Genomic DNA, 24,079 nt, shown 5'->3' on the forward strand with positions numbered 1-24,079 from the left:
TCATGGGTATTGATCTTCCGCTGATCTGGGCCGTGATCATCATCTTCGGCATCATGATGTACGTGGTCATGGACGGTTTCGACCTGGGCATCGGGATTCTCTTCCCGTTCATCCCTGGCAAGACCGACCGTGACGTGATGATGAACACCGTCGCACCGGTCTGGGACGGCAACGAAACCTGGCTGGTACTGGGCGGCGCGGCGTTGTTCGGCGCCTTCCCGCTGGCCTATTCGGTGGTGCTCTCGGCGTTGTACCTGCCGCTGATCTTCATGCTGATCGGGCTGATTTTCCGCGGCGTGGCGTTCGAGTTTCGCTTCAAGGCCAAGGACGACAAGCGTCACCTGTGGGACAAGGCCTTTATCGGTGGCTCGGTGGCTGCAACCTTCTTCCAGGGCGTGGCGCTGGGGGCGTTCATTGATGGGCTGCCGGTGGTCAATCGCCAGTTTGCCGGTGGTTCACTGGACTGGCTGACGCCATTCACGATGTTCTGCGGCCTGGCGCTGGTGATTGCCTACGCGTTGCTCGGTTGCACCTGGCTGATCATGAAGACCGAAGGCAAGTTGCAGGAACAGATGCACAACCTGGCGCGGCCCTTGGCGTTCGTGGTGTTGGCGGTGATTGGCATCGTCAGCATCTGGACCCCGCTGGCCCACGCCGAGATTGCGGCGCGCTGGTTCACCCTGCCGAACCTGTTCTGGTTCCTGCCGGTGCCGATCCTGGTGCTGGTGACCATGTACGGCCTGATCCGCGCGGTGGCCCGCAACGCCCACTACACGCCATTTCTGCTGACCCTGGTGCTGATCTTCCTCGGCTACAGCGGCTTGGGCATCAGCCTGTGGCCGAACATCGTGCCGCCGTCGATCTCGATCTGGGACGCCGCCGCACCGCCGCAAAGCCAGGGCTTCATGCTGGTGGGCACGCTGTTCATCATCCCGTTCATCCTGGGCTACACCTTCTGGAGCTACTACGTGTTCCGCGGCAAGGTCACCCACGAAGACGGTTACCACTAGGAACCCCTGTAGGAGCAAAGCTTGCTCGCGATGGCGCCAGCCCAGGCGCCACGCCAGGAACCCCTGTAGGAGCACAGCTTGCTTGCGAAGGCGTCCTCACAGACGCCATCACTTCAAGAGAGGATCGACAGCATGTCCACCAAACCCACCCTGCACGACATTCAACAGGCCGAAAAAAAGCCGCTGTGGCAGCGGCTCGGATGGTTGGCGATGATCTGGACCGGCAGCGTCGTGGCGCTGTTCATCGTGGCCAGCCTGATGCGCATGTTCATGAATGCCGCCGGTCTGACCACCCACTGAATTCCCATCCCGTTGCCTCGCGGCACGGTTGTGTGGCCCTCCTGACGGAGGGCTTTTTTTTGCGCGCGATTATTTGCGGGCCTTGAGAATGACGAATTTCGGCGTCGCCGCCACTTGTTCGACGCCGCGAAACAACCGCGCCAGCTTACTGTGATAACCCAGGTGGCGATTGCCGACGATGTACAACGCGCCACCGACCACCAGCGCCTCCCGGGCTTGCTGGAACATGCGCCAGGCCAGGAAATCGCCGACCACTTGTTGTTGGTGAAACGGCGGGTTGCACAGCACCACGTCCAGCGACTGCGGTTCCTGCCCGGCCAGGCCATCGCCGGCGCGCACGATCACCTCGCGTTCACCCAACGCCGCGAGCCAGTTTTCGCGGGCCGATTGCACCGCCATGAACGACTCGTCCACCAGCGTGTAATGGGCTTCAGGGTTTTGCAGGGCGCTGGCGATGGCCAACACGCCGTTGCCGCAACCCAGATCCGCCACCCGCGCCGCGCCGAGGTTCTTCGGCAAGTGCGGGAGAAAGGCGCGGGTGCCGATGTCCAGTCCTTCGCGGCAGAACACGTTGGCGTGGTTGAGCAGTTCAATCGCCGGATCATCGAGCAAGTAGCGCGAAGGGTAGGGCGAGACGGCCGGTGTTTTGGCTTCGGGCGTGGCGATCAGCAACCGCGCCTTCTTCACCGCCAACGAGGCTTGAACCGGGCCGATGTAGCGCTCCAGCAAATCCCCGGCGGCGCGGGGCAAGTGCTTGACCATCGCCGCCGCAATCACCTGGGCGCCCGGGGCCAGTTGGCCTTGCAGACGAATCAGTTGTTCTTCGAGCAGGGCGAGGGTTTTTGGCACCCGGATCAACACCCGGTCAAATGGTCCGACGAAGGCTTCATTGGCTGGCACGCTCGGTACGGCGTCGAAAGCCAGGCCGTTGCGGATCAGGTTCTTTTCCAGTCCCTGGAACGCCAGGAACGAGTCGCCGCTGCTGGTGACCCGAACCTTGCCCGCCAGGCTGGCAGCCAACGCGCCAAAGCTGTCGTTGAGCACCAGTACCCGCGCATCGGCTGTCGGTTGCTGTTCGGCCAGATGATTGAGCAGGTATTCGTCAGCCGCATCGAAGGCTTGCAGCGGTTCGTTCTGCTGTTCGGGTTGGCGGATGAGGTCGAGTCGGGCGAAGGGTGTTTCGAGCAAGGGCATGGGGCGGGGGCTCTGGAAAATCAACGGGTATCCCGCGGCCCTGGGGCGATGTAGCGGGCGGAACCGACCGAGTGGACTGCGGCGTGAAGTTTCACACGTCAACACTCAGGAAGGATCGCAAATGGTACGTTTTTTTCCAGTGGATTACCCGCAGGTTTTCCCGGGATCAAGCGGTTTCAGATGGCGCCGGCCCTTGTCGCTGCGCACACCGCGGCAATCTTGTTGCAGACCCCCAGTTTCTCGATGGCACGGTGCACGTGGAAATTCACCGTACGCTCGCTCAGGTTAAGGATTCTGGAGATTTCGTACGCGGTCTTGCCGTCGGCGGACAGTCGCAAAACCTCGACTTCACGGACCGACAACGGCGGCGTACTCGGTCTCGGTATTTTTTTCGGCAGGCCCTTGGCTGCCAGAGTGTGCAAATGACGACCAATGAACACCGTGAAGCCGAGGTTTTCATACAGCTCATACGCGGTAATCGGGCAGTGGCTTCTCGCCAGGCTCAGCATGCTGCACAGACCGCTTTCCTCGTCATGGAAGGATTGCGACCAGCCGTGTTGCAGGCCTTGTTGTTGCAAGGCTTGCCACAGCCACGGCGTCCGGGAGAAAACGTCTTCAGTCCATAAAATCGGCAGCATGGATTGATTGCAATGGGCTACTACTGGGTCAATGGCGCGAAATTGGTTTTGTTCATATTCGGTGTTCCAGGCTTGGGGGAAATTGTTCCGGTTCTGGGTGGTGTCATGAGTACCTGGCGTATTTGAAGTTATTGAAAAAGCACAGAATTTGAAGCCGAGATTTTTTGCGAAGTTAAGTGAGATCTGGTAGGCGGTATCCATTTCCTTGGCATAAGACAGTTGCGTTAGCTGAGACTCCTTCCATATTTCCATTGCCGTTCTCCATATGCGTGTTCCTCTGGGGTGCCCATTGGATCCAAGATCCGGCACGTCACGAGTGTAGGACGAATCCTACGCAGGTGCTCCGATTTTTTTGCTCTTTATAACTGTTGGAAGTGCGAGGTCGGTTTATAAGGAGTGTCACTGTTGAGTAACACGCTCATGGATAATTAACTGACAATTTTTTCACAAATGCTTACTGGCTAATTAATGTCACCGACCGCCGATATTAAATAAGAACAACTAATGAACAGTAACCGTCGCTAAAGCCACTACAAACCACCGGTGTTTAAGTCGCCTGCTTTGCGGGACACTGGGCTCACCTGTCCGATGGAGTGCCCCATGACCGCCAGTGCAGAAAAATTCACCCGCCAGACCCTGCTCGACGTCCAGCCACTGACCCCGAGCCTGTTTACCCTGCGCACTACCCGGGATTCGGGCTTCCGTTTTCGTGCGGGGCAATTTGCTCGGCTGGGGGTGACCAAGCCCGATGGCAGCACGGTGTGGCGCGCCTACTCCATGGTCTCTTCGCCGTATGACGAGTTTCTCGAGTTCTTCTCCATAGTCGTGCCGGGTGGCGAGTTCACCAGTGAGTTGAGCCGCCTGGAGGTGGGGGATACGTTGCTGATCGAGCGGCAGGCCACGGGCTACCTGACTCTGGACCGTTTCGTCGATGGCCGCGATCTGTGGTTGTTATCCACCGGTACCGGGGTGGCACCGTTCCTGTCGATCCTGCAGGATTTCGAGGTGTGGGAAAAATTCGAACGGATCATCCTGGTCTACAGCGCCCGCGAAGGTCGGGAGCTGGCCTATCAGGACTTGATTGCGGGGCTGGCGCAGCGTGATTACCTGGCGCAGTACGCCCACAAGCTGCAGTTCATCCCCACGGTCACGCGCGAGCAGGTGCCCGGCGTCCTCAAGGGACGGATCACCGACCTGATTGAAAATGGCGAGCTGGAGCGCGCGGCCGGGCTGGCGCTGACGCCCGAGCATTCGCGGGTGATGATCTGTGGCAACCCGCAGATGATCGATGACACCCGCCAGTTGCTCAAGCAACGGGACATGAACCTGAGCCTCAGCCGCCGGCCCGGGCAAGTGGCGGTGGAAAACTACTGGTAAAAAAACGGCGCCCCGAAGGCGCCGTTTTCATAGCCACATAGCCCTTAAGGCCGGTCGTTCTGGGCCTTGAGCAGATCACGGATCTCGCTCAGCAGCTCTTCTTCCTTGGTTGGAACCGGTGGAAGGGTCGGTGCCACGGCCTCTTCGCGCTTCAGGCGGTTGATGGCCTTGACGCCCATGAAGATCGCAAACGCGACGATGATGAAGTCGATCATGCTCTGGATGAACTTGCCATACGCCAGCACCACCGCCGGGATGTTGCCATTCGCGGCTTTTAGCGTAATGGCCAGGTCGCTGAAATCCACCCCACCGATCAGCAGGCCAATCGGCGGCATGACCACATCGCCGACAAACGACGAGACGATCTTGCCGAACGCGGCGCCGATGATGATACCGACGGCCATATCGACCACATTGCCTTTGACCGCGAAGGCCTTGAACTCGTTAAGCACGCCCATAGGTTATTTCCTTGTTACAGATGAGGTTGGTGAAGGCAGTGTAAATCAGCAAAACGCATCTCGCTCGACACAACTGCTTACATCGCTTGCCTGCTATCGACCGGCCCGGCGCCGGAAAGTTTACAAAAGGCCAGCATTCGCGCGCGGTTACCCCCTCTAGACCGGCCCTTCCAGCATCTTTTGCCTATCGGCCCGGTGTGGCATTTCTATTTAGGTTTTGCGCTGTCGGTCACTAGCCTCTGCTGAGCGCACCTGGATGCGCTTTATAAAATCAGAGGAAACTCCTATGACTACTTCCCTTGGCCTCGGGGCTTTTCCCCATCGCCGCGCCCTGGGCGTCTTGAGCGCCGGCCTGCTGTCCTTTTCCGTGAATGCAGCCACCCTGACCCGCGATAACGGTGCCGCCGTCGGCGATAACCAGAACTCGCAAACCGCCGGCGCCACGGGCCCGGTGTTGTTGCAAGACGTGCAACTGATCCAGAAACTCCAGCGTTTCGACCGCGAACGCATTCCTGAACGGGTGGTGCATGCCCGTGGTACCGGGGCCCATGGCACTTTTACGGTGACCGACGACCTCAGCGACCTGACCAAGGCCAAGGTGTTCGCCGGCGGCCAGAGCACGCCGGTGTTTGTGCGCTTCTCAGCGGTGGTGCATGGCAACCACTCCCCGGAAACCCTGCGTGACCCCCGCGGCTTCGCCACCAAGTTCTACACCGCGGACGGCAACTGGGACCTGGTCGGCAACAATTTCCCGACCTTCTTCATCCGCGACGCCATCAAGTTCCCGGACATGGTCCACGCCTTCAAGCCTGACCCGCGCACCAACCTCGACGACGATTCCCGACGCTTCGATTTCTTTTCCCACGTACCGGAAGCCACCCGCACCCTGACCGAGTTGTATTCCAACTCCGGGACCCCGGCCAGTTATCGGGAGATGGATGGTAATGGCGTGCATGCCTATAAGTTGGTGAATGCCAAAGGCGAAGTGCACTACGTGAAGTTTCATTGGAAAAGTTTGCAGGGGATTAACAATCTCGATCCAAAGGCTGTCGTCAAAGTTCAAGGTCAGGACTACAGTCATATGACCAACGATTTGGTGACTCATATAAACAAAGGCGACTTCCCGAAGTGGGACTTGTACGTGCAAGTTGTAAATCCTCAAGACTTGTACAAGTTTGATTTCGATCCTTTGGATGCCACCAAGATTTGGCCAGGTATACCTGAACGCAAAGTTGGACAAATGGTGTTGAACCGTAATCCGGCGAATGTATTCCAGGAAACCGAACAAGTCGCCATGGCGCCGGCCAATCTGGTTCCCGGAATCGAGCCTTCGGAAGATCGCCTGTTACAAGGTCGAGTGTTCTCTTATGCCGATACTCAAATGTATCGCCTGGGTGCCAATGCCCTGCAACTGCCGATCAACGCGCCCAAGGTGGCGGTGAACAACGGTAACCAGGATGGCGCCATGAACAGCGGCGCCAGTAGCAGCGGCGTGAATTATCAGCCAAGCCGTTTGCTGGCGCGTGAGGAGCCGCAAACCGCACGCTACAGCCAGTCGGCGCTGGCGGGCAGCACCCAGCAGGCGAAGATCCAGCGTGAGCAGAACTTCAAGCAGGCGGGCGACCTGTATCGCTCGTTCAGCCCGAAGGAACGCCAGGACCTGATCGACAACTTCGGCGGCTCCCTGGCCGACACCGACGACGAGAGCAAGCACATCATGCTGTCGTTCCTTTATAAGGCCGACCCGGAATACGGCACCGGTGTGACCAAGGTCGCCAAGGGTGATCTGGTGCGGGTGAAAGCGCTGGCGGCCAAACTGGTCGACTGATCCCGTTTGCCTGAAACGCGGGGCCCCGCACGGGGTCCCGTCTGACCAAGGAACCCTCCCATGCGTTTCTATTTCTTCCTGTTGCTGGCGGCACTGTCGTCCAGTGCGTTTGCTGAACCTGCGGCACACGTCGCGCAAGACCCCGCCGCGCTCAAAGCGCAATTGCAGGATTACTACTTCGATGCCGCCCGCCGTGGCGATGTGCCGATGCTCGAGACTTTCATCGAGGCCGGTTACGCCCTCGATACCCGCGACAGCAAGGGTTACACCGCGCTGATTCTGGCGGCGTATCACGGCCAAAGCGCTGCTGTGGACCGTCTGCTCGCCGCTGGCGCCGATGCCTGCGCCCAGGATCAGCGGGGCAACACAGCGTTGATGGGAGCGATTTTCAAAGGCGAAGTGCAGATCGCCCGAACCCTGCTGGCCGCCAATTGCAGCCCCGACCAACGTAACGGGGCCGGGCAGACGGCAGCGATGTACGCCGGATTGTTTCATCGCGTGGAGTTGCTGGACGCGCTCAAGGCCAAGGGCGCCGACCTGAATGCCGAGGATCCGCTGGGCAACAGCGCCGCGCGTCTGGCCAGCGGCGAAATCCGTAACGCCACGCCGCGCTGATCCGGTCCGGCTGCGCTATCATCGCGGTTTTTGCCGGGAGTTCAGATGGCCAAGGCCAAGCGCATGTACGGCTGCACCGAGTGCGGCTCCACCTTCCCCAAGTGGGCCGGCCAGTGCGGCGAGTGCGGGGCCTGGAACACGCTGACCGAAACCATGGTCGAGAGCGGCGGGGCGGCGGCGCCCAGCGGTCGCACCGGCTGGACCGGCCAGCAGGCCCAGATCAGGACCCTGGCCGAAGTCAGTGTCGAAGAGATTCCACGGTTCTCCACGGCCTCCAGTGAACTCGATCGTGTGCTGGGTGGCGGCCTGGTGGACGGCTCGGTGGTGTTGATCGGCGGTGATCCCGGCATCGGCAAGTCGACCATTTTGTTGCAAACCTTGTGCAACCTCGCCAAGAGCATGCCGGCGCTGTACGTCACCGGCGAAGAATCCCAGCAACAAGTGGCCATGCGCGCCCGTCGTCTCGGTTTGCCCCAGGACAAGCTGCGGGTGATGACCGAAACCTGCATCGAAACCATCATCGCCACGGCCCGGCAGGAAAAGCCCAAGGTCATGGTGATCGACTCGATCCAGACGATTTTCACCGAACAACTGCAATCGGCGCCGGGCGGCGTGTCCCAGGTGCGCGAAAGTGCGGCGTTGCTGGTGCGTTATGCCAAGCAGAGCGGCACGGCGATTTTCCTGGTCGGCCACGTGACCAAGGAAGGCGCGTTGGCCGGCCCGCGTGTTCTGGAGCACATGGTCGACACCGTGCTGTATTTCGAAGGCGAATCCGATGGGCGTTTGCGGCTGTTGCGGGCGGTGAAAAACCGCTTCGGCGCGGTGAATGAGCTGGGCGTGTTCGGCATGACCGACAAGGGCCTGAAAGAAGTCTCCAACCCTTCGGCGATTTTTCTCACGCGTGCTCAGGAAGAAGTCCCGGGCAGTGTGGTGATGGCGACGTGGGAAGGCACGCGACCGATGTTGGTCGAAGTGCAGGCGCTGGTGGATGACAGTCACCTGGCCAACCCGCGCCGGGTGACGCTGGGGCTGGATCAGAATCGGCTGGCCATGTTGCTGGCGGTGTTGCACCGCCACGGTGGCATTCCGACCCACGATCAGGACGTGTTCCTCAACGTGGTCGGCGGGGTCAAGGTACTGGAAACAGCGTCGGACCTGGCGCTGATGGCGGCCGTGATGTCGAGCTTGCGCAACAAACCGCTGCCCCATGATCTGCTGGTGTTTGGCGAAGTCGGGTTGTCCGGTGAAGTGCGCCCGGTGCCGAGTGGTCAGGAGCGCCTGAAGGAAGCGGCCAAGCACGGCTTCAAGCGCGCCATCGTGCCCAAGGGCAACGCGCCGAAAGAAGCACCGCCGGGGTTGCAGATCATTGCGGTCACCCGGCTGGAGCAGGCCCTCGATGCCTTATTCGAATAAACCACAATTCCCCTGTGGGAGCGGGCTTGTTGTGGCGAGGGAGCTTGCTCCCGCTTGAGCGCGAAGCGCTCACCAGATTTTGGGCCTGCTTCGCAGCCCAGCGGGAGCAAGCTCCCTCGCCACACAAGCTCGTTTGCGCAAGTACTTTAGACCTCGATCAAGGCACCCAGCTCGCGTTCCAGTTCCTCGGGATCCCCCAGGTTGAACTCGATCAACCGCCGCAAGCGCTCGATGGATTCCAGGCTGATGTGTTTGCAGACGAAGCCGAGCTGGCCATGATCGTCGTGGGTCAGCAGCACATCCATCTTGATCTCGACGTCTGTATTGAGATGAATATCGAGCAGGAAATGCCAATCCGGATTGCCCAGCCACGGCTCGGGTTTTTCGATCAGCGCCCCCTTGAGCGAGAGGTCGATCAGCTTCACCGGCCAGGTGAGTCCGTCCTGGCTCAGCTCGGTTCGGGCGTCGAACGCAAAACGTTTGAAGCGGCGGCGATCTGCAGGTTGGTCGCTCATGGCGCAATCCTCGTGAAGGTTGGCTGACTATAGACCCGCATTGATAAAGGCTGCCAGCACAGTGATGGCGCTCGACCAATGTCGGACTATGGTCTTTGTCGCCAGTAGAGCTAAACTCGGGGTGGCTGTCTTTCTTGTCCACCCTGGCTGGATTAAAAAAATGAAAAATAATAATAGCCTGCTACGCCATCTACCCTGGCTGCTGCTGGCAATCGTAGGAGCGTGCGCCCTTGGCGTAGTGGCATTGCGCCGAGGCGAGGCGATCAACGCCTTGTGGATTGTGGTCGCAGCCGTGGCCATTTATCTGGTTGCCTATCGTTACTACAGTCTGTTTATCGCCAACAATGTGATGCAGCTCGACCCGCGCCGGGCCACCCCCGCCGTGCTCAACAATGATGGCCTGGACTACGTCCCGACCAACAAACACATCCTCTTCGGTCACCACTTCGCGGCCATCGCTGGCGCGGGGCCTCTGGTCGGTCCGGTGTTGGCGGCGCAGATGGGTTATCTGCCCGGTACGCTGTGGCTGATCGCCGGCGTGGTGCTGGCCGGTGCGGTGCAGGACTTCATGGTCCTGTTCCTTTCCACCCGCCGTAATGGCCGCTCCCTGGGCGATATGGTCCGGGAAGAAATGGGCCGCGTTCCCGGTACCATCGCGCTGTTCGGTTGCTTCCTGATCATGATCATCATCCTCGCGGTGCTGGCGCTGATCGTGGTCAAAGCCCTGGCCGAAAGTCCGTGGGGTATTTTCACGGTGATGGCGACCATCCCGATCGCGATGTTCATGGGCATCTACATGCGCTACATCCGCCCGGGTCGCATTGGTGAAATCTCGGTGGTCGGCGTGTTGCTGCTGCTGGGTTCGATCTGGCTGGGCGGGCAGATTGCCGCCGACCCGTACTGGGCCAAGGCGTTCAGTTTCACGGGCGTGCAGATTACCTGGATGCTGGTCGGTTACGGTTTCGTCGCTGCCTCGTTACCGGTGTGGCTGATCCTGGCGCCCCGTGACTACCTCTCCACGTTCTTGAAAATCGGCACCATCATCGCCCTGGCGATCGGCATTCTGGTCACCATGCCTGAGCTGAAAATGCCGGCGCTGACCCAGTTCATCGACGGCACCGGTCCGGTGTGGAAGGGCGGTCTGTTCCCGTTCCTCTTCATTACCATCGCTTGTGGCGCGGTTTCGGGTTTCCACGCGCTGATCTCTTCCGGCACCACGCCGAAGCTGCTGGATAACGAAGTCAATGCCCGCTACATCGGCTACGGCGCGATGTTGATGGAATCCTTCGTCGCCATCATGGCCATGGTTGCCGCTTCGGTGATCGAGCCAGGCGTGTACTTCGCCATGAACAGCCCGGCGGCAGTCGTCGGCGGTGACGTGGTGGCCGTGGCGCAAACCGTCAGCAGCTGGGGTTTTGCGATTACCCCGGAAGCCCTGCAGGCGGTGGCCCATGACATTGGTGAAACCACCATCCTCGCCCGCGCTGGCGGCGCCCCGACCCTGGCGGTCGGTATCGCGCAGATCCTGCACAGCGTGTTGCCAGGTGAAAACACCATGGCGTTCTGGTACCACTTCGCGATCCTGTTTGAAGCGCTGTTCATCCTGACCGCCGTCGATGCCGGTACCCGGGCCGGACGCTTCATGCTCCAGGACTTGCTCGGCTCCTTCGTGCCGTCGCTCAAACGCACGGAATCCTGGACCGCCAACCTGATCGCCACCGCCGGTTGTGTGGCGATGTGGGGCTGGTTGCTGTACCAGGGCGTGATCGACCCGTTGGGCGGGATCAACACCTTGTGGCCGCTGTTCGGCATCTCCAACCAGATGCTCGCCGGCATCGCGCTGATGCTTGCCACGGTGGTGCTGATCAAAATGAAACGCCAACGCTACATCTGGGTGACCTTGCTGCCCGCCGCGTGGTTGCTGATCTGCACCACCACTGCCGGTTTCATCAAGCTGTTCGACGCGAATCCTGCGATCGGCTTCCTGTCCCTGGCGAAAAAATACAGCGATGCCCTGGCCAACGGCCAGATCCTCGCCCCGGCCAAGGACATTACGCAGATGCAACACGTGATCTTCAACGCCTACACCAACGCAACGCTGACGGCGCTGTTCCTGTTCGTGGTGTTCAGCATCCTGTTCTATGCGCTCAAGGTCGGTATCTCGGCCTGGGGCAGCAAGGAACGTACGGATAAAGAAGCGCCATTCCAGGCTGTGCCGGACGCGTAACTGAGGATTGCAAAGATGTTCAATGACCTGAGTCGCCTCGGTAAATACCTCGGTCAGGCCGCGCGCCTGATGGTCGGCATGCCCGACTACGACAACTACGTCGAGCATATGCAAACCAAGCACCCGGACAAACCGGTGATGACCTACGAGATGTTCTTCCGGGAACGTCAGGAGGCGCGTTACGGTGGCAAGGGTGGGCCGAAGTGCTGTTGAGGCACGCGGTCTAGGCAACACCGCACTGTAGGAGCATGGCTTGGCCGCGATGGTGATCTTTCGGATGCCATCGCGGGCAAGCCTCGCTCCTACGGTTTTTTTTTGCGTCCGGGAGACGTTATTTTGTTAGCCCCTATCCCTGTCACCATCCTCAGCGGCTTCCTCGGCGCGGGTAAAACCACGCTGTTGCGCCACCTGCTCAAAGCCGAGCACGGCCTGAAAATCGCCGTGATCGAAAACGAATTCAGTGATGCCGGTATCGACACCCAACTGTTGGGCGACGAACCGGTGCAAGTGATGACGCTGTCCAACGGCTGCGTCTGCTGCACCATTCACACCGACCTGACCAAGGCCCTGTACCTGCTGCTCGAACGCCTGGACAGCGGTGAGATCGCCTTCGACCGTCTGGTGATCGAATGCACCGGCCTGGCCGACCCGGCCCCGGTGGCGCAAACCTTCTTCATCGATGAAGAACTGCGCGAGCGTTACATCCTCGACGGCATCATCACCCTGGTGGACGCGGCCCATGCCGAGACGCACCTGACCCAGACCATCGCCCAGGCGCAGATCGGTTTCGCCGACCGCTTGCTGGTGAGCAAGCGCGATCTGGTGGACGAGCCGACCTTCACCGCGTTGAGTGAACGCCTGACCCGCATCAACCGTCGCGCACCGATCCGCGTGGTCAAGCACGGCGAGATCGACCTGGCGGAATTGCTCGACGTACGCGGTTTCAACCTCAATGCCGACCTCGGCGGTGGCATGAGTTTGCGGCCGGTGAGCAAGGCGCCGTCCATTGACCGCATTTCCAGCCTGGTGCTGCGCACCGATAAGCCGCTGGATCTCGACAAGCTCAGCGAATTCATGAACGAACTGCTGGAAGACCACGGCAAGCAACTGCTGCGCTACAAGGGTGTGTTGAACATCGTGGGCGAGGCGCGACGCATGGTGTTTCAGGGCGTGTTGAAGTTGTACGGCTTCGATTGGGACACCGAATGGGCCGAGGGCGAGACGCGGGAAAGTGTGATGGTGTTTATTGCCGATGATTTGCCGGAAGAGAAGATTCGCGAGGGGTTTGCGCGGGTGGCGGCGGATTGAATTGTTGCGTTCGTCAGTGATGACGCCTTCGCGGGCAAGCCTCGCTCCTACAGGTATGGGGTTGCCGTTGTAGGAGCGAGGCTTGCCCGCGAAAGCGATCTAACCGGCAACACGATTCTCGCTGAATGTCGGTCCAGCATTGAGCAACGTCTCTTCCAAATAATCCAGATGCCGGCCCAGCAAGCGCTCAGCCATACCTGCATCCCGGCGTTCCACAGCCTCCAGAATCGCCTGATGCTTTTTCCAAACGCAATAGCCCTCTAATTCCACCTCAAACTGCGCAATCGCCAATGAGGTCAGCGGCACCAGACTGCCCAGAAAATGCGTCAGCGGTGCATTCCCAGCGATTTCAGCCAGCCGCAAATGAAATTCCCCCGATAACCGGATCGCCGGTCCACGGGCGGTGCATTGGCGCTCGTTGTCGATCAAGGCTTGCAGCGGTCGCAGGTCTTGCGCGCCAGATGGTTGGCAGGCCAGGCGTACCAGGGTGATTTCCGTCAGCCGCCGTGCATGCAACATTTGCCGGGTCTGCTCGCTGTCGAGCGCGGCGACGCGGGGACGGTGGTTGGCCCGCAGGACGATGATCTGCTGATGGGACAATTGCGTCAGCACACCGCGAATGTCACTGCGCCGGGCGCTGAACATCTGCGCCAGGCTTTCTTCGGTAAAACGACTGGCCGCATCGATGCGCTGTTCCAGAATTGCGTCGAAGACCCGCGAATAAAGGTCATCCGCCCGCCGGGGAAAGGGCAGGGCGCTGAGGGTTGGCGCTGGGGCGAAGCTGTTCATGGCCTGTCTCCAGTTCGAAGCAGTTCAACTGCCGAGGTGGTCGTCCGGAATATTCAGTTCGATGCCCATCCGTTGGCCTTCACGCAGGATGTGCCGACGCATTTCGGCGCTGGCCTGGGCGCTGTTCTTGCTGCGGATCGCCCGCACCACGGCTTCGTTTTCTTCCAGGCGTTCGGCCAGGTGCTCCGGCGAATTGCGCAGCACTTCGGCGCTTTGCTTGAGGGCGTTGCTGGTCTGCTGCACCACGCTCTGGAAAATCGGGTTCGAGGTCAGGGTGAACAGCTCTTCGTGGAACGCGATGTAGGCGTTGACCCCAGCTTCGGCGTCGTTGGCCTCCAGGGCTTCGCGCATGTCCATCAGGGTCAGGCGCAGTTGCCCGACTTCCTTGCTGCTGATCGATTGCGCTACCAACCCGACGATGAACGGCTCAAGGGTGTAGCGCAGTTGCAGCACGTCTTCCAGGCTGGCGCCGGCCACTGCGCTGTCGTGATGTTGGCTGTCGCTGAGGTTGGCCTCCAGCACCACCACGCCTTTGCCCGGCATCGAGCGCACCAGCCCGAGGGTTTCGAGGACGATCACGGCTTCGCGCAGGCTCGGGCGGCTGATGCCCAGTTGTTCGGCCAGTTCGCGCTGGCCCGGTAGCATTTCGCCGGAGCGCCACTGGCCACGGGCCAGCGCGGCCCGGAGTTTTTCTACAACTGAGTTGACGACCGTTGAAGTGGTAATCACGGTTTGCTCCATGGATAAGGCCGGGAGCCTGCCCTATGGCAGGCTCCGCATGCTTCAAAATTCCTGTTGATGGGCCGGCGCCACCGGTTTTCTCGGCTGGAAGGTATACCCCACCTGGCCGGAAAGCACCTTGTTCGCCCGTTGGATATCGATGTCTTTTTCCCAGCGCGCAATGGCCACGGTGGCGACGCAGTTGCCGATCAGGTTGGTCAGCGCCCGGCCGATGCCCATGAACCAGTCCACCGCCAACACCAGCACCAGGCCGACCACCGGAATCGCCGGGATCGCGGTCAGGGTGGCCGCCAGAATCACCAGCGCCGAGCCGGGGATGCCGTGGGCACCTTTGGAGGTGATCAGCGACACCAGCAGAATCGTCAGCAAATCGGTCATGGCCAGCGGCGTGCCGGTGGCGTTGGCGATAAAGACGATGGCCAGGGTCAGGTAGATCGAGAACCCGTCGAGGTTGAAGGAATACCCGGTTGGAATCACCAGCCCGACCGTGGAACTGCCGATGCCCAGGTGTTCCAGCTTGCGCATGATCTGTGGCAGCACGGCGTCGGAAGAGGCGGTGCCCATCACGATCAGCAACTCTTCACGCAGGTACTTGAGCAATGGCCACATGCGCAGGCCGGACAGGCGCATCACCAGGCCGAGAATCAGCGACACGAATGCGGCGCAGGTCAGGTAGAACAGGCCCACCAGACTGCCCAGGTGTTGCAGGGAGTCCAGGCCATATTTGCTGGTGGTGAACGCGATGGCGCCGAACACGCCAATCGGCGCCAGGCGCACGATCATGCCCATGATGCGGAAGATCACATGGCTGAGTTCGTTGATCAGCCGCGAGATGCCCGAAGCCGCTTCGCCCACCAGGTTCAGCGCGCTGCCGAACAGCACCGAAAACAGCAGCACTTGCAGGATGTTGTTGTCGGCAAAGGCACCGATCACCGAGGTCGGGATCAGGTCCATCAGAAATTGCGTGGTGGTGTGCATCTGCTGGCCGCGCTGGGCCAGATCGCCCATGTCGGCTTTGGCCAGTTGGTCCAGATGAATATTCGCGCCGCTGCCAATCCCGGTGCTGAACGCGAACACCAGGCCGATCACCAGGGCGATGGTGGTCAACACTTCGAAGTAGATGACCGACTTGAGGCCGATGCGCCCGACCTTCTTCAGATCGCCGGCGCCGCTGATGCCGCTGACCACCACGCAGAACACGATGAGGCCGATGAGCATCTTGATCAGTTTGATAAAGCCATCGCCCAAGGGTTTGAGCTGTGCGGAGTATTCGGGAAGGGTCAGCCCACAGACGATGCCGAGCACCAGTCCGAGAACCACTTGAAGGAAGATTGAACGCGAGCACCATCTGAGCATGGGAGGAATCCTGGTCGGTGTCCTGGCTGCCGTGCGCTGAGCGCATCAGATTCAGGACTTAATTATTGTGGTCTTACCGGTATGTCCAGTGCAGGCGCAGTCTAGGCGCTGTTTTTCATTGATCGCAAGTGAAAATTCATCTATTGGCATGACCGGTCTTACCAGTTGGGCGCAATGCCCCGACCTTGAGCCTTTCCTGATTTGAAAAAATGCGATGAAAAAGTGCAGGCGAAAAAAAACCGGCCATCACTGACCGGTTTTTTTATCGCTGCGATTTAGCGGTGCAATTAAGCGCCGTACACCGGCAGCTTCTTGCAGATGGCCTTGACCTTCTCACGAACGGCGTCGATCACCGCTTCGTTGTTCAGGTCAGCCAGGATGTCGCAGATCCAGCCAGCCAGCTCTTTGCACTCGGCTTCTTTAAAGCCACGAGTGGTCACAGCCGGAGTGCCGAAGCGCAGGCCGGAGGTGACGAACGGGGAGCGTGGGTCGTTTGGCACGGAGTTCTTGTTCACGGTGATGAACGCTTTGCCCAGAGCGGCGTCGGCGTCTTTACCGGAGATGTCCTGCTTGATCAGCGACAGCAGGAACAGGTGGTTCTTGGTACCGCCGGACACCACGTCGAAACCGCGCGCGATGAACACTTCGGCCATGGCCTGGGCGTTCTTCACCACTTGTTGCTGGTAAGTCTTGAACTCAGGCTGCAGCGCTTCCTTGAAGCAGATCGCTTTGGCGGCGATCACGTGCTCCAGCGGGCCACCCTGGGCGCCCGGGAAAACGGCGGAGTTCAGTTTCTTCTCGATGTCGGCGTTGGCGCGCGCCAGGATCAGACCGCCACGTGGACCGCGCAGGGTCTTGTGGGTGGTGGTGGTCACGACGTCAGCGAATGGAACCGGGTTCGGGTAGACGCCAGCGGCGACCAGACCGGCCACGTGGGCCATGTCGACGAACAGGTAGGCGCCAACCTTGTCAGCGATTTCACGGAAGCGCGGGAAGTCCAGAATCTGCGAGTAGGCAGAGAAACCGGCCACGATCATTTTCGGCTTGTGCTCAACGGCCAGGCGCTCGACTTCGTCGTAGTCGATCAGGCCATTGGCATCGATACCGTACTGGACGGCGTTGTACAGCTTGCCGGAGGACGAAACGCTGGCACCGTGGGTCAGGTGACCGCCGTGGGCCAGGCTCATGCCCAGGATGGTGTCACCGGCTTGCAGCAGGGCCAGGTAAACGGCGCTGTTGGCTTGGGAGCCGGCGTGTGGCTGGACGTTGGCGTAATCGGCGCCGAACAGCTCTTTTGCACGGTCGATGGCCAGTTGTTCAACCACGTCGACGAACTCGCAACCACCGTAGTAGCGCTTGCCCGGGTAGCCTTCGGCGTACTTGTTGGTCAGTACCGAGCCTTGAGCTTCCATCACCGCAGGGCTGGTGTAGTTTTCCGAAGCGATCAGCTCAATGTGTTCTTCCTGGCGCTGAGCTTCTTGCTCCATGGCGGCAAAGAGATCGGCGTCGTACTTGGCAATAGTCAAATCACGGCTGAACATGGCGGTCCTCAAGGATCGGGGCAGAAAAGGGGGGCATTCTAACCCAACCGCTTTTAGAAGGGATATGAAACGCAGTCAGGTTGTGGATAAGCGGGCTTCAAGCAGCAAGCCCCAAGCGGCAAGCAAAAGCCGATTTGCTCTTACTTGTAGCTTGCCACTTGAAGCTTGCAGCTCTGTTCATGTTCGATTGATTGGAGCCAACAGCTCCGATCAATCGAACATGAACAGCGCATCATTGCTGAACTGCGCCTCAAACCGGCTCGCCGGCATCGGCCGCCCGAACAGATACCCCTGAACCTCATCACACCCATGCTCGCGCAGGAAGTCGAGTTGCTCGTGGGTTTCCACGCCTTCGGCGATCACCGCCAGATTGAGGCTGTGGGCCATGGCGATAATGGCCCGGGCAATCTGCGCATCCTGCTCGCCGGACGGCAGGCCATCGACAAAGGTGCGGTCGATTTTCAGTACATCAATCGGGAATTGCTTGAGGTAGTTGAGCGATGAGTAACCGGTGCCGAAGTCGTCGACCGCGATGCTCAGGCCGAGGTTTTTCAACCCGGCGAGGATCTGCATCGCCTCGCTGACTTCGCGCATCAGGATACTTTCGGTCAGTTCCAGCTCCAGGCACGCCGGCGGCAGGCCGGTGTCCTTGAGGATGTTGGCGATGCGCGTGCCGAGCTGACCGTCGGAGAACTGCCGCGCCGAGATGTTCACCGACACCTTCGGCACCCGGACCTTGGCCTGGTGCCAGGTCTTGAGCTGCCGACAGGCCTCGCTGATCACCCAGTCGCCAACGTCCACCACCAGCCCGAGCTCTTCGAGCACTGGAATGAAATCCCCCGGCGGCACCAGCCCGCGACGGGGATGGCGCCAGCGCAGCAGGGCTTCGGCGCCGGTCAGGCGTTTGCCGTCGCCGCTGAACTGCGGCTGGTAATACAGCACGAATTCGTTCTGCTCCAGGGCATGGCGCAGGTCGCTTTCCAGCTCCAGACGCTCGAGGGCGCTGGCGTTCATGTCGGCCTGATAGAACTGGAAGTTGTTCTTGCCGCGCTCCTTGGCGTGGTACATCGCGGTGTCGGCGTTTTTCATCAACTGGCTGAGTTCGTTGCCGTCCTGGGGGCTCAGGGCGATGCCGATACTGGCCGTGACGAAGAACTCGCGGCCTTCCAGCACAAACGGCTTCACCAGGCTGGCGAGAATCTGTTCCGCCACGTGAATCGCCCGGTTCAGCGCCACTTCACGGTTGATGCGCGGTTGCAGGAGCAAGGTGAACTCATCGCCGCCCATGCGCGCCACGGTGTCGTCATCGTCGACGCAACCGAGCAGGCGCGTGGCCATTTCCTTGAGCATGCGGTCGCCGGCGGCGTGACCCAGGGAGTCGTTGATCGGCTTGAAGCGGTCGAGGTCGAGGAACATCAGCACCACCCACGACTTCTGCCGTTCAGCCGATTGCAGCGCGGTGTGCAAGCGGTCCTGGAACAGCGTGCGGTTGGGCAGGTGAGTCAGGGCGTCGTAGTAGGCGAGACGGTGAATCCGTTGTTCACTGGCCTTGCGCTCGCTGATGTCGCTGAAGAAGCACACGTAGCTGGCCAAGTCGCCTTCATCGTCGAGCACCGCGGTGATGCCGACCCACGCCGGGTAATGCTCGCCATTGCGGCGCTTGAGCCAGACTTCGCCTTCCCAGGTACTGTGCTGGTGCAATTGCTTGAGCACATAACGCAGATGCGCTTCCTGCTGCTCATCGACGGTGAGCATGTTCGGCAACTGGTCGAGAACCTGCGACACCGCATAACCGCTGACGCGACTGAACGCTTCGTTGGCCTGGACGATGTAGCCAGCCGGGTCGGTGATCAGGATCGCCGACGTCGAATGCTCGAATACCGTGGCGGCCATGCGCAGGTCTTTCTCGGCGCGGCGTTGCTGGCTGATGTCGCGACCGACCCCGAGCACGCCTTCGAAAGCCCCGTGTTCGTCCCACACCAGCACCAGCCGCAGTTCGATCGGGATCTTGCGCCCGTCGGCCCGCAGGCAGTCGAACAGGAACAACTGGGTCTGCACCTGGCTGCGCAACAACGCCAGTTGATCGGGTTTATCCAGGGCTTTGCTGACCCGGTCCATCAAACCGTAGATGCCGCTCAGTTGCTGCGGGTTGGCGATGGTCGATTGCCAGCCGTTCTGGAAAATCCAGTCAACGTCATAACCCAGCACGGCTTGCACCGAGGGGCTGACGTAGTTGAGCGAGAGCTTGTTGTCGGTGGAGAAAATCACGTCGCTGATGCTTTCGGCGAGCATGCGGTAGCGCTGCTCGCTGTCGCGCAGGGATTCGCTGGCCTCGATCTGTTCGGTGATGTCTTTGGCTACGCCGATGATCCGCGTGACCTGATCATTCCTGTCCCGGGCCAGGGCCTGTTCACGAATTTCGAAGCGCCGCCAGTTGCCATCGCGATGACGGAACCGCAGTTGGCATTGCAGCAATTGCGAGTAGCCGGCCTGGCGCTGGGTCTGGCGCGAGCGGTGGTAATAGTCGGCGTCTTCGGGGTGCAGCAGGATTTCCCAGAAGTACTCGCCCATCTGGTGCAGTTCGGAGCGGTTGTAGCCCAGCGTCTGCCCCAGGTGATGGTTGCTGAAAATCATGCGCTGGCTGATCACGTCCTGCACGTACAGGTGATCCGGTACGGTGCGCACCACATCAGACCAGAAGCCTTCACGTTCCAGCAGCGACAGTTCGATCAGCTTGCGGCTGGTGATGTCGTTGATGCTCAGGATCACCGCTTTGTAGTCGTGCTGCTCTTGCGGCAGGCGCAGCACCAGCCACAGGTGTTGGTCGCGACCGTTGGTGTCCTGGAGCTTGATTTCCAGTTCGAGTTGTTTCTGCTGGTTGAGCACGGCCTCCAGTATCTGGTTGCCGATGGCGGTGCATTCCAGGGGACAACCCTCGATCAGCAACTTCCAGGCCTGCTCGCATGAATTGACGTTGAGCAGTTGCAGGGCGACCTGATTGACCTCGGTGATGCGCAATTCTTGCAGCAGTTGCTGGCGTTGCTCAGGCACTTCAAGCCAGGTTTTCAGTTGTTCGCTGCTGTGGAGCTGAGCCTTGTCGAAGAAGCCTTTCAGCCCGGACAGGTCGAGCACGCACAGCGCGACGCCGGTGCCTTCGAAAATGTCCTGATAGCGCCGACGCCCCTCATGCAGCTGGCGCTGACGGCGGCGCATGCTCAGCAGCGCAATAAACGGCAGCAGGGAGAAGGCCAGGCCCAGCAGGCATTTGCCGATGAACGCCGGCAGCAGTTGTTCGAGCACCTGTTGGCGGTCGAACAGCCCGCGCAGTTGCCAGTCGCTGCTGCTCAGGGGCACGGTCAGCACGCTGTTGGCCAGGTCATCCTCGCTCAGCGTGCCCGGCTTGACGGCGGGCAGGGCTTCATCGCGGCTGACGATTTGATGATTGACGCGGTTTTCCACCAGCCACAGCGGGCGGATGCCGGCTTCGCTCTGTTTGGTCAGGGAGGAGAAAAACGTCGGGGTCAGGCGCAACGCCCAATAGCCACGCGTGCTGCCGCTGGCCTGATGCAGCAGCAAGTGCACCACCGAGCCATCGTCGGCGTTGCTGAAATAGTGGGCTTGCGAACGGCTGCGGCGCACCAGATCGACCAGGTAGTCGGCGTCCTGGCTGTCGGCGGCGCTGTCACTGAGGATTTTGCCGGATGGGCTGAGTAACGCCAGGCTGCGCAGGTCGGGCAGCGATTGCTGCAACTTGCGCAACAGCACCTGCTGTTCGTCGGCGGATTGCGGTTGCTCGACGATCGGTAGCAGGTTCAGGGCTATCTGCGCGTTGAGCGCCATGTTCAGGCTGACTTGGGAGGCCAGGTCGGCGGTGTAGTCGATGGTGTACTGGCGCTGGTTTTTCTGGGTTTCGCTCAGTTGATCCAGCAGTTGCCAAAACAGCAGCGCGAGCAGCAACAGCACGAGTGTCGCCAGTGCGCCCTTCAGGGTTCCGCGCAGGGGGGAGCCGAGCGCGGCAGCCGGTGCACGGGTAGAAAGAGGCGGCGTGACATTAGACAAACTGAAATCCTGCGGTTTGGCTGGACTGGCGCGACGTGCACTATAAGCCGGACGCCCGGAGGGCGGCTAGCATGCCTTGAGTTGTGGCGAAGTGCCAGCCCCTGACGGCTGGACTGCCATCGGTCATTCAGGTAGCTTTGCCGGTTACGTGGGAGCGTTCCAGCTCCTAGGCTTTTTTAGCGTGCACGCCTGATACGTCCGGCGGACGACGCGCACAGCCTGGCCCGGGCATCGCCTGCGCTCCAATCATTCATCTGTCACTGACCCAAGGTTCTCCATGGCTCAATACGTCTTCACCATGCATCGGCTGGGCAAAGTTGTTCCGCCGAAGCGGGAAATCCTGAAAAACATTTCGCTGTCGTTCTTCCCCGGCGCCAAGATCGGCGTACTCGGCCTCAACGGTTCGGGTAAGTCCACGCTGTTGAAAATCATGGCCGGCGTCGACACCGAGTTCGAGGGCGAAGCCCGACCGATGCCGGAGCTGAACATCGGCTACCTGCCGCAGGAACCGATCCTGGACCCGACCAAGACCGTGCGTGAAGTGGTCGAGGAAGCGGTCAGCGTGATCAAGAACGCCCAGGCGCGCCTGGACGAGGTCTACGCGGCCTACGCCGATGAAGACGCCGACTTCGACAAACTGGCTGCTGAACAGGCCAAGCTCGAAGCCATCCTGCAAGCCAGCGACGGTCACAACCTGGATCGCCAACTGGAAGTCGCCGCCGATGCACTGCGTCTGCCGGCGTGGGATGCCAAGGTCGAATTCCTGTCCGGTGGTGAAAAGCGTCGCGTGGCCCTGTGCCGCCTGCTGCTGTCCGCCCCCGACATGCTGCTGCTCGACGAACCGACCAACCACCTGGACGCCGATTCCGTCGCCTGGCTGGAGCACTTCCTGCACGATTTCCCGGGCACCGTGGTTGCGATCACGCACGACCGTTACTTCCTGGACAACGTCGCCGGCTGGATCCTCGAGCTCGACCGCGGCGCCGGTATCCCGTACGAGGGCAACTACTCGGGTTGGCTCGAAGCCAAGTCCGATCGTCTGGCTGCCGAATCCAAGCAGCAGTCGGCCCATGAAAAAGCCATGAAGGAAGAACTGGAGTGGGTGCGCAAAGGCGCCAAGGCCCGCCAGTCCAAATCCAAGGCTCGTCTGCAACGCTTCGAAGAAATGCAATCGCAGGAATTCCAGAAGCGCAGCGAAACCAACGAGATCTACATCCCGGCCGGTCCGCGCCTGGGTGACAAGGTCATCGAGTTCAAGAACGTTTCCAAGGGCTACGGCGATCGCGTGCTGATCGACAACCTGTCGTTCTCCATGCCGAAAGGCGCCATTGTTGGCGTGATCGGCGGTAACGGTGCCGGTAAATCGACCCTGTTCCGCATGCTGATGGGCAAGGAACAGCCGGATTCGGGCAGCATCGAAGTCGGCGAAACCGTGCAACTGGCTTGTGTGGATCAGAGCCGCGAAGACCTGGACGGCAGCAAGACGGTGTTCCAGCAAATCTCCGACGGTTCCGATCAGATTCGCATCGGCAACTACGAGATCCCGTCGCGGACCTACGTCGGTCGCTTCAACTTCAAGGGCGGCGATCAGCAGAAGTTCGTCAAGGACCTGTCCGGTGGTGAGCGCGGTCGCTTGCACTTGGCGCTGACCCTGAAAGAGGGCGGCAACGTCCTGCTGCTCGACGAACCGTCCAACGACCTCGACGTTGAAACCCTGCGTTCCCTGGAAGAAGCCCTGCTGGACTTCCCGGGCGCCGCCATTGTGATCTCTCACGATCGGTGGTTCCTTGACCGCGTCGCGACCCACATCCTGGCGTACGAAGACGACTCGCAAGCGATCTTCTTTGAAGGTAACTACACCGAGTACGAAGCTGATCGTAAAAAGCGTCTCGGCGAAGCGGCTTCCCAGCCGCACCGTGTACGGCACAAGAAACTGGCCTGATATCGGGTTGGTTGCATGAAAAAACGGAGCCTTTCGGGGCTCCGTTTTTTTTTATGGGTGGTATTCAGGTAGACCGCGGTGTGGCCTTCGCGGGCAAGCCTCGCTCCTACAGTATTGTGGTGTGCCGACATATTGCGCCCGACCCCGCCCCGTAGGAGCAAGGCATGCCCGCGATGGCGATGGCGATGTTGTGGTGTGCCGAAATATTGCGCCCGACCCTGCCCCCGTAGGAGCAAGGCTTGCCCGCGAAAGCGTCCGTATGGTCACTGAATATCGATGCCCAACACCTCAATCACCCAATCCCCCGCCGGCCGCTTCCACAACACCTCATCCCCAACCTGCGCGCCCAACAAGGCCCGACCCAGCGGTGAACCCCAATTGATCAACCCACTGGCAGCCTCCGCCTGATCCTCGCCGACCAACTGCACCCGCTGCTCATTGCCCTGTTCATCGGCAAACGTCACCCAGGCGCCAATCTGCACCTTGTCGGTCGAGGAGGCGGGAGTGACGACCTGGGCGCTTTGCAATCGCTGATTGAAATACCGCCAGTCACGCTCCAGGTCAGCCTGGCGTTGTTTGTCCGCCAGTTCACCGTTGGCGCTCTGTTCATTGAGCAGGTTTTGCACCTCGGCCAGTTTCGCCTGCAACTGGGCAAGACCGGTCGGGGTGACGTAGTTGGGCTGCGCGCTGACCTGCCGTTCGACGGGCTGGTCGGCTTGCGCGGCGGCGTTATCTTCATTGACGAAGGCACGGCTCATGGTTTTCTCC

General features: G+C 60.4%; 20 protein-coding genes. 10 read left to right on the forward strand and 10 right to left on the reverse strand.

The features are described 5' to 3' along the window. Positions 1-2: 2 nt before the first annotated feature. Positions 3-1,010, forward strand: coding sequence for a cytochrome d ubiquinol oxidase subunit II (gene cydB / locus ACZ89E_RS27050; RefSeq protein WP_149660996.1), 1,008 nt, complete (start codon positions 3-5; stop codon positions 1,008-1,010). Between the two features lie 132 nt (positions 1,011-1,142). Further along, a complete protein-coding gene (locus ACZ89E_RS27055) occupies positions 1,143-1,310 on the forward strand; it encodes a DUF2474 domain-containing protein (RefSeq protein ID WP_149660997.1) in 168 nt (55 codons plus the stop codon). Between the two features lie 69 nt (positions 1,311-1,379). Here ACZ89E_RS27055 and ACZ89E_RS27060 read toward each other — a convergent pair whose 3' ends face one another. Together ACZ89E_RS27060 and ACZ89E_RS27065 are read right to left on the reverse strand one after the other, a co-directional pair. Beyond that, positions 1,380-2,504, reverse strand: coding sequence for a methyltransferase (locus ACZ89E_RS27060; RefSeq protein ID WP_476256763.1), 1,125 nt, complete (start codon positions 2,502-2,504; stop codon positions 1,380-1,382). A 176-nt stretch (positions 2,505-2,680) separates the two neighbouring features. After that, a complete protein-coding gene (locus ACZ89E_RS27065) occupies positions 2,681-3,394 on the reverse strand; it encodes an autoinducer binding domain-containing protein (protein WP_149660999.1) in 714 nt (237 codons plus the stop codon). A gap of 348 nt (positions 3,395-3,742) precedes the next feature. Here ACZ89E_RS27065 and ACZ89E_RS27070 point away from each other — a divergent pair, with 348 nt between their 5' ends. Further along, positions 3,743-4,519, forward strand: coding sequence for a ferredoxin--NADP reductase (locus ACZ89E_RS27070; RefSeq protein WP_463258527.1), 777 nt, complete (start codon positions 3,743-3,745; stop codon positions 4,517-4,519). A 44-nt stretch (positions 4,520-4,563) separates the two neighbouring features. Here ACZ89E_RS27070 and mscL read toward each other — a convergent pair whose 3' ends face one another. Next, entirely contained in the window at positions 4,564-4,977 is a 414-nt protein-coding gene (mscL, locus tag ACZ89E_RS27075) for a large-conductance mechanosensitive channel protein MscL (RefSeq protein WP_463258526.1), read from the reverse strand. Positions 4,978-5,263: 286 nt separating this feature from the next. Between mscL and ACZ89E_RS27080 the strand changes: the two genes are divergently transcribed. From ACZ89E_RS27080 to radA, 3 genes are read left to right on the forward strand one after another with little or no spacing between them, the layout of a single operon-like run. Then, positions 5,264-6,805 (forward strand): catalase, encoded by a 1,542-nt coding sequence (locus ACZ89E_RS27080; RefSeq protein ID WP_476256764.1) that lies wholly within the window; start codon positions 5,264-5,266, stop codon positions 6,803-6,805. Between the two features lie 60 nt (positions 6,806-6,865). Next, a complete protein-coding gene (locus tag ACZ89E_RS27085) occupies positions 6,866-7,420 on the forward strand; it encodes an ankyrin repeat domain-containing protein (RefSeq protein ID WP_149661003.1) in 555 nt (184 codons plus the stop codon). 45 nt (positions 7,421-7,465) lie between these two features. Then, positions 7,466-8,833 carry a DNA repair protein RadA gene (gene radA / locus ACZ89E_RS27090; protein WP_123404825.1) on the forward strand — a complete coding sequence of 456 codons (1,368 nt, stop codon included), beginning with the start codon at positions 7,466-7,468 and terminating at the stop codon, positions 8,831-8,833. 146 nt (positions 8,834-8,979) lie between these two features. Here radA and ACZ89E_RS27095 read toward each other — a convergent pair whose 3' ends face one another. After that, complete coding sequence (locus tag ACZ89E_RS27095) at positions 8,980-9,348, reverse strand: PilZ domain-containing protein (RefSeq protein ID WP_149661004.1); 369 nt, start codon at positions 9,346-9,348, stop codon at positions 8,980-8,982. A gap of 160 nt (positions 9,349-9,508) precedes the next feature. Between ACZ89E_RS27095 and ACZ89E_RS27100 the strand changes: the two genes are divergently transcribed. The 3 genes from ACZ89E_RS27100 to yjiA all read left to right on the forward strand — a co-directional run bounded on the left by ACZ89E_RS27100 (position 9,509) and on the right by yjiA (position 12,883). Beyond that, on the forward strand, positions 9,509-11,575 hold the full coding sequence (locus tag ACZ89E_RS27100; RefSeq protein ID WP_149661005.1) for a carbon starvation CstA family protein: 2,067 nt from the start codon (positions 9,509-9,511) through the stop codon (positions 11,573-11,575). Between the two features lie 15 nt (positions 11,576-11,590). Next, a complete protein-coding gene (locus ACZ89E_RS27105) occupies positions 11,591-11,788 on the forward strand; it encodes a YbdD/YjiX family protein (protein ID WP_008154232.1) in 198 nt (65 codons plus the stop codon). A gap of 123 nt (positions 11,789-11,911) precedes the next feature. After that, positions 11,912-12,883: a GTPase gene (gene yjiA, locus ACZ89E_RS27110; RefSeq protein WP_463258522.1), complete on the forward strand. Its 972-nt coding sequence runs from the start codon at positions 11,912-11,914 to the stop codon at positions 12,881-12,883. A gap of 99 nt (positions 12,884-12,982) precedes the next feature. On the opposite strand, the gene ACZ89E_RS27115 is transcribed toward yjiA, so the two are convergent. The 5 genes from ACZ89E_RS27115 to ACZ89E_RS27135 form a co-directional block, all read right to left on the reverse strand. Next, complete coding sequence (locus ACZ89E_RS27115) at positions 12,983-13,672, reverse strand: GntR family transcriptional regulator (protein WP_476256765.1); 690 nt, start codon at positions 13,670-13,672, stop codon at positions 12,983-12,985. A 24-nt stretch (positions 13,673-13,696) separates the two neighbouring features. Next, positions 13,697-14,401, reverse strand: a complete 705-nt coding sequence (locus tag ACZ89E_RS27120) for a FadR/GntR family transcriptional regulator (RefSeq protein ID WP_149661008.1) — start codon at positions 14,399-14,401, stop codon at positions 13,697-13,699. A gap of 54 nt (positions 14,402-14,455) precedes the next feature. After that, on the reverse strand, positions 14,456-15,769 hold the full coding sequence (locus tag ACZ89E_RS27125) for a C4-dicarboxylate transporter DctA (protein ID WP_149661009.1): 1,314 nt from the start codon (positions 15,767-15,769) through the stop codon (positions 14,456-14,458). Positions 15,770-16,056: 287 nt separating this feature from the next. Continuing rightward, on the reverse strand, positions 16,057-17,310 hold the full coding sequence (gene glyA / locus ACZ89E_RS27130; protein WP_123404839.1) for a serine hydroxymethyltransferase: 1,254 nt from the start codon (positions 17,308-17,310) through the stop codon (positions 16,057-16,059). 210 nt (positions 17,311-17,520) lie between these two features. Then, complete coding sequence (locus ACZ89E_RS27135) at positions 17,521-21,369, reverse strand: sensor domain-containing protein (RefSeq protein WP_476256766.1); 3,849 nt, start codon at positions 21,367-21,369, stop codon at positions 17,521-17,523. Between the two features lie 277 nt (positions 21,370-21,646). Here ACZ89E_RS27135 and ettA point away from each other — a divergent pair, with 277 nt between their 5' ends. After that, positions 21,647-23,311 carry an energy-dependent translational throttle protein EttA gene (gene ettA, locus ACZ89E_RS27140; protein WP_149661011.1) on the forward strand — a complete coding sequence of 555 codons (1,665 nt, stop codon included), beginning with the start codon at positions 21,647-21,649 and terminating at the stop codon, positions 23,309-23,311. 263 nt (positions 23,312-23,574) lie between these two features. Here the strand turns inward: ettA and ACZ89E_RS27145 are convergent, their stop codons facing one another. Then, positions 23,575-24,069 (reverse strand): GreA/GreB family elongation factor, encoded by a 495-nt coding sequence (locus ACZ89E_RS27145; RefSeq protein ID WP_476256767.1) that lies wholly within the window; start codon positions 24,067-24,069, stop codon positions 23,575-23,577. Positions 24,070-24,079: the final 10 nt, after the last annotated feature.

The sequence above is a fragment of the Pseudomonas sp. TE3899 genome (assembly GCF_056279105.1).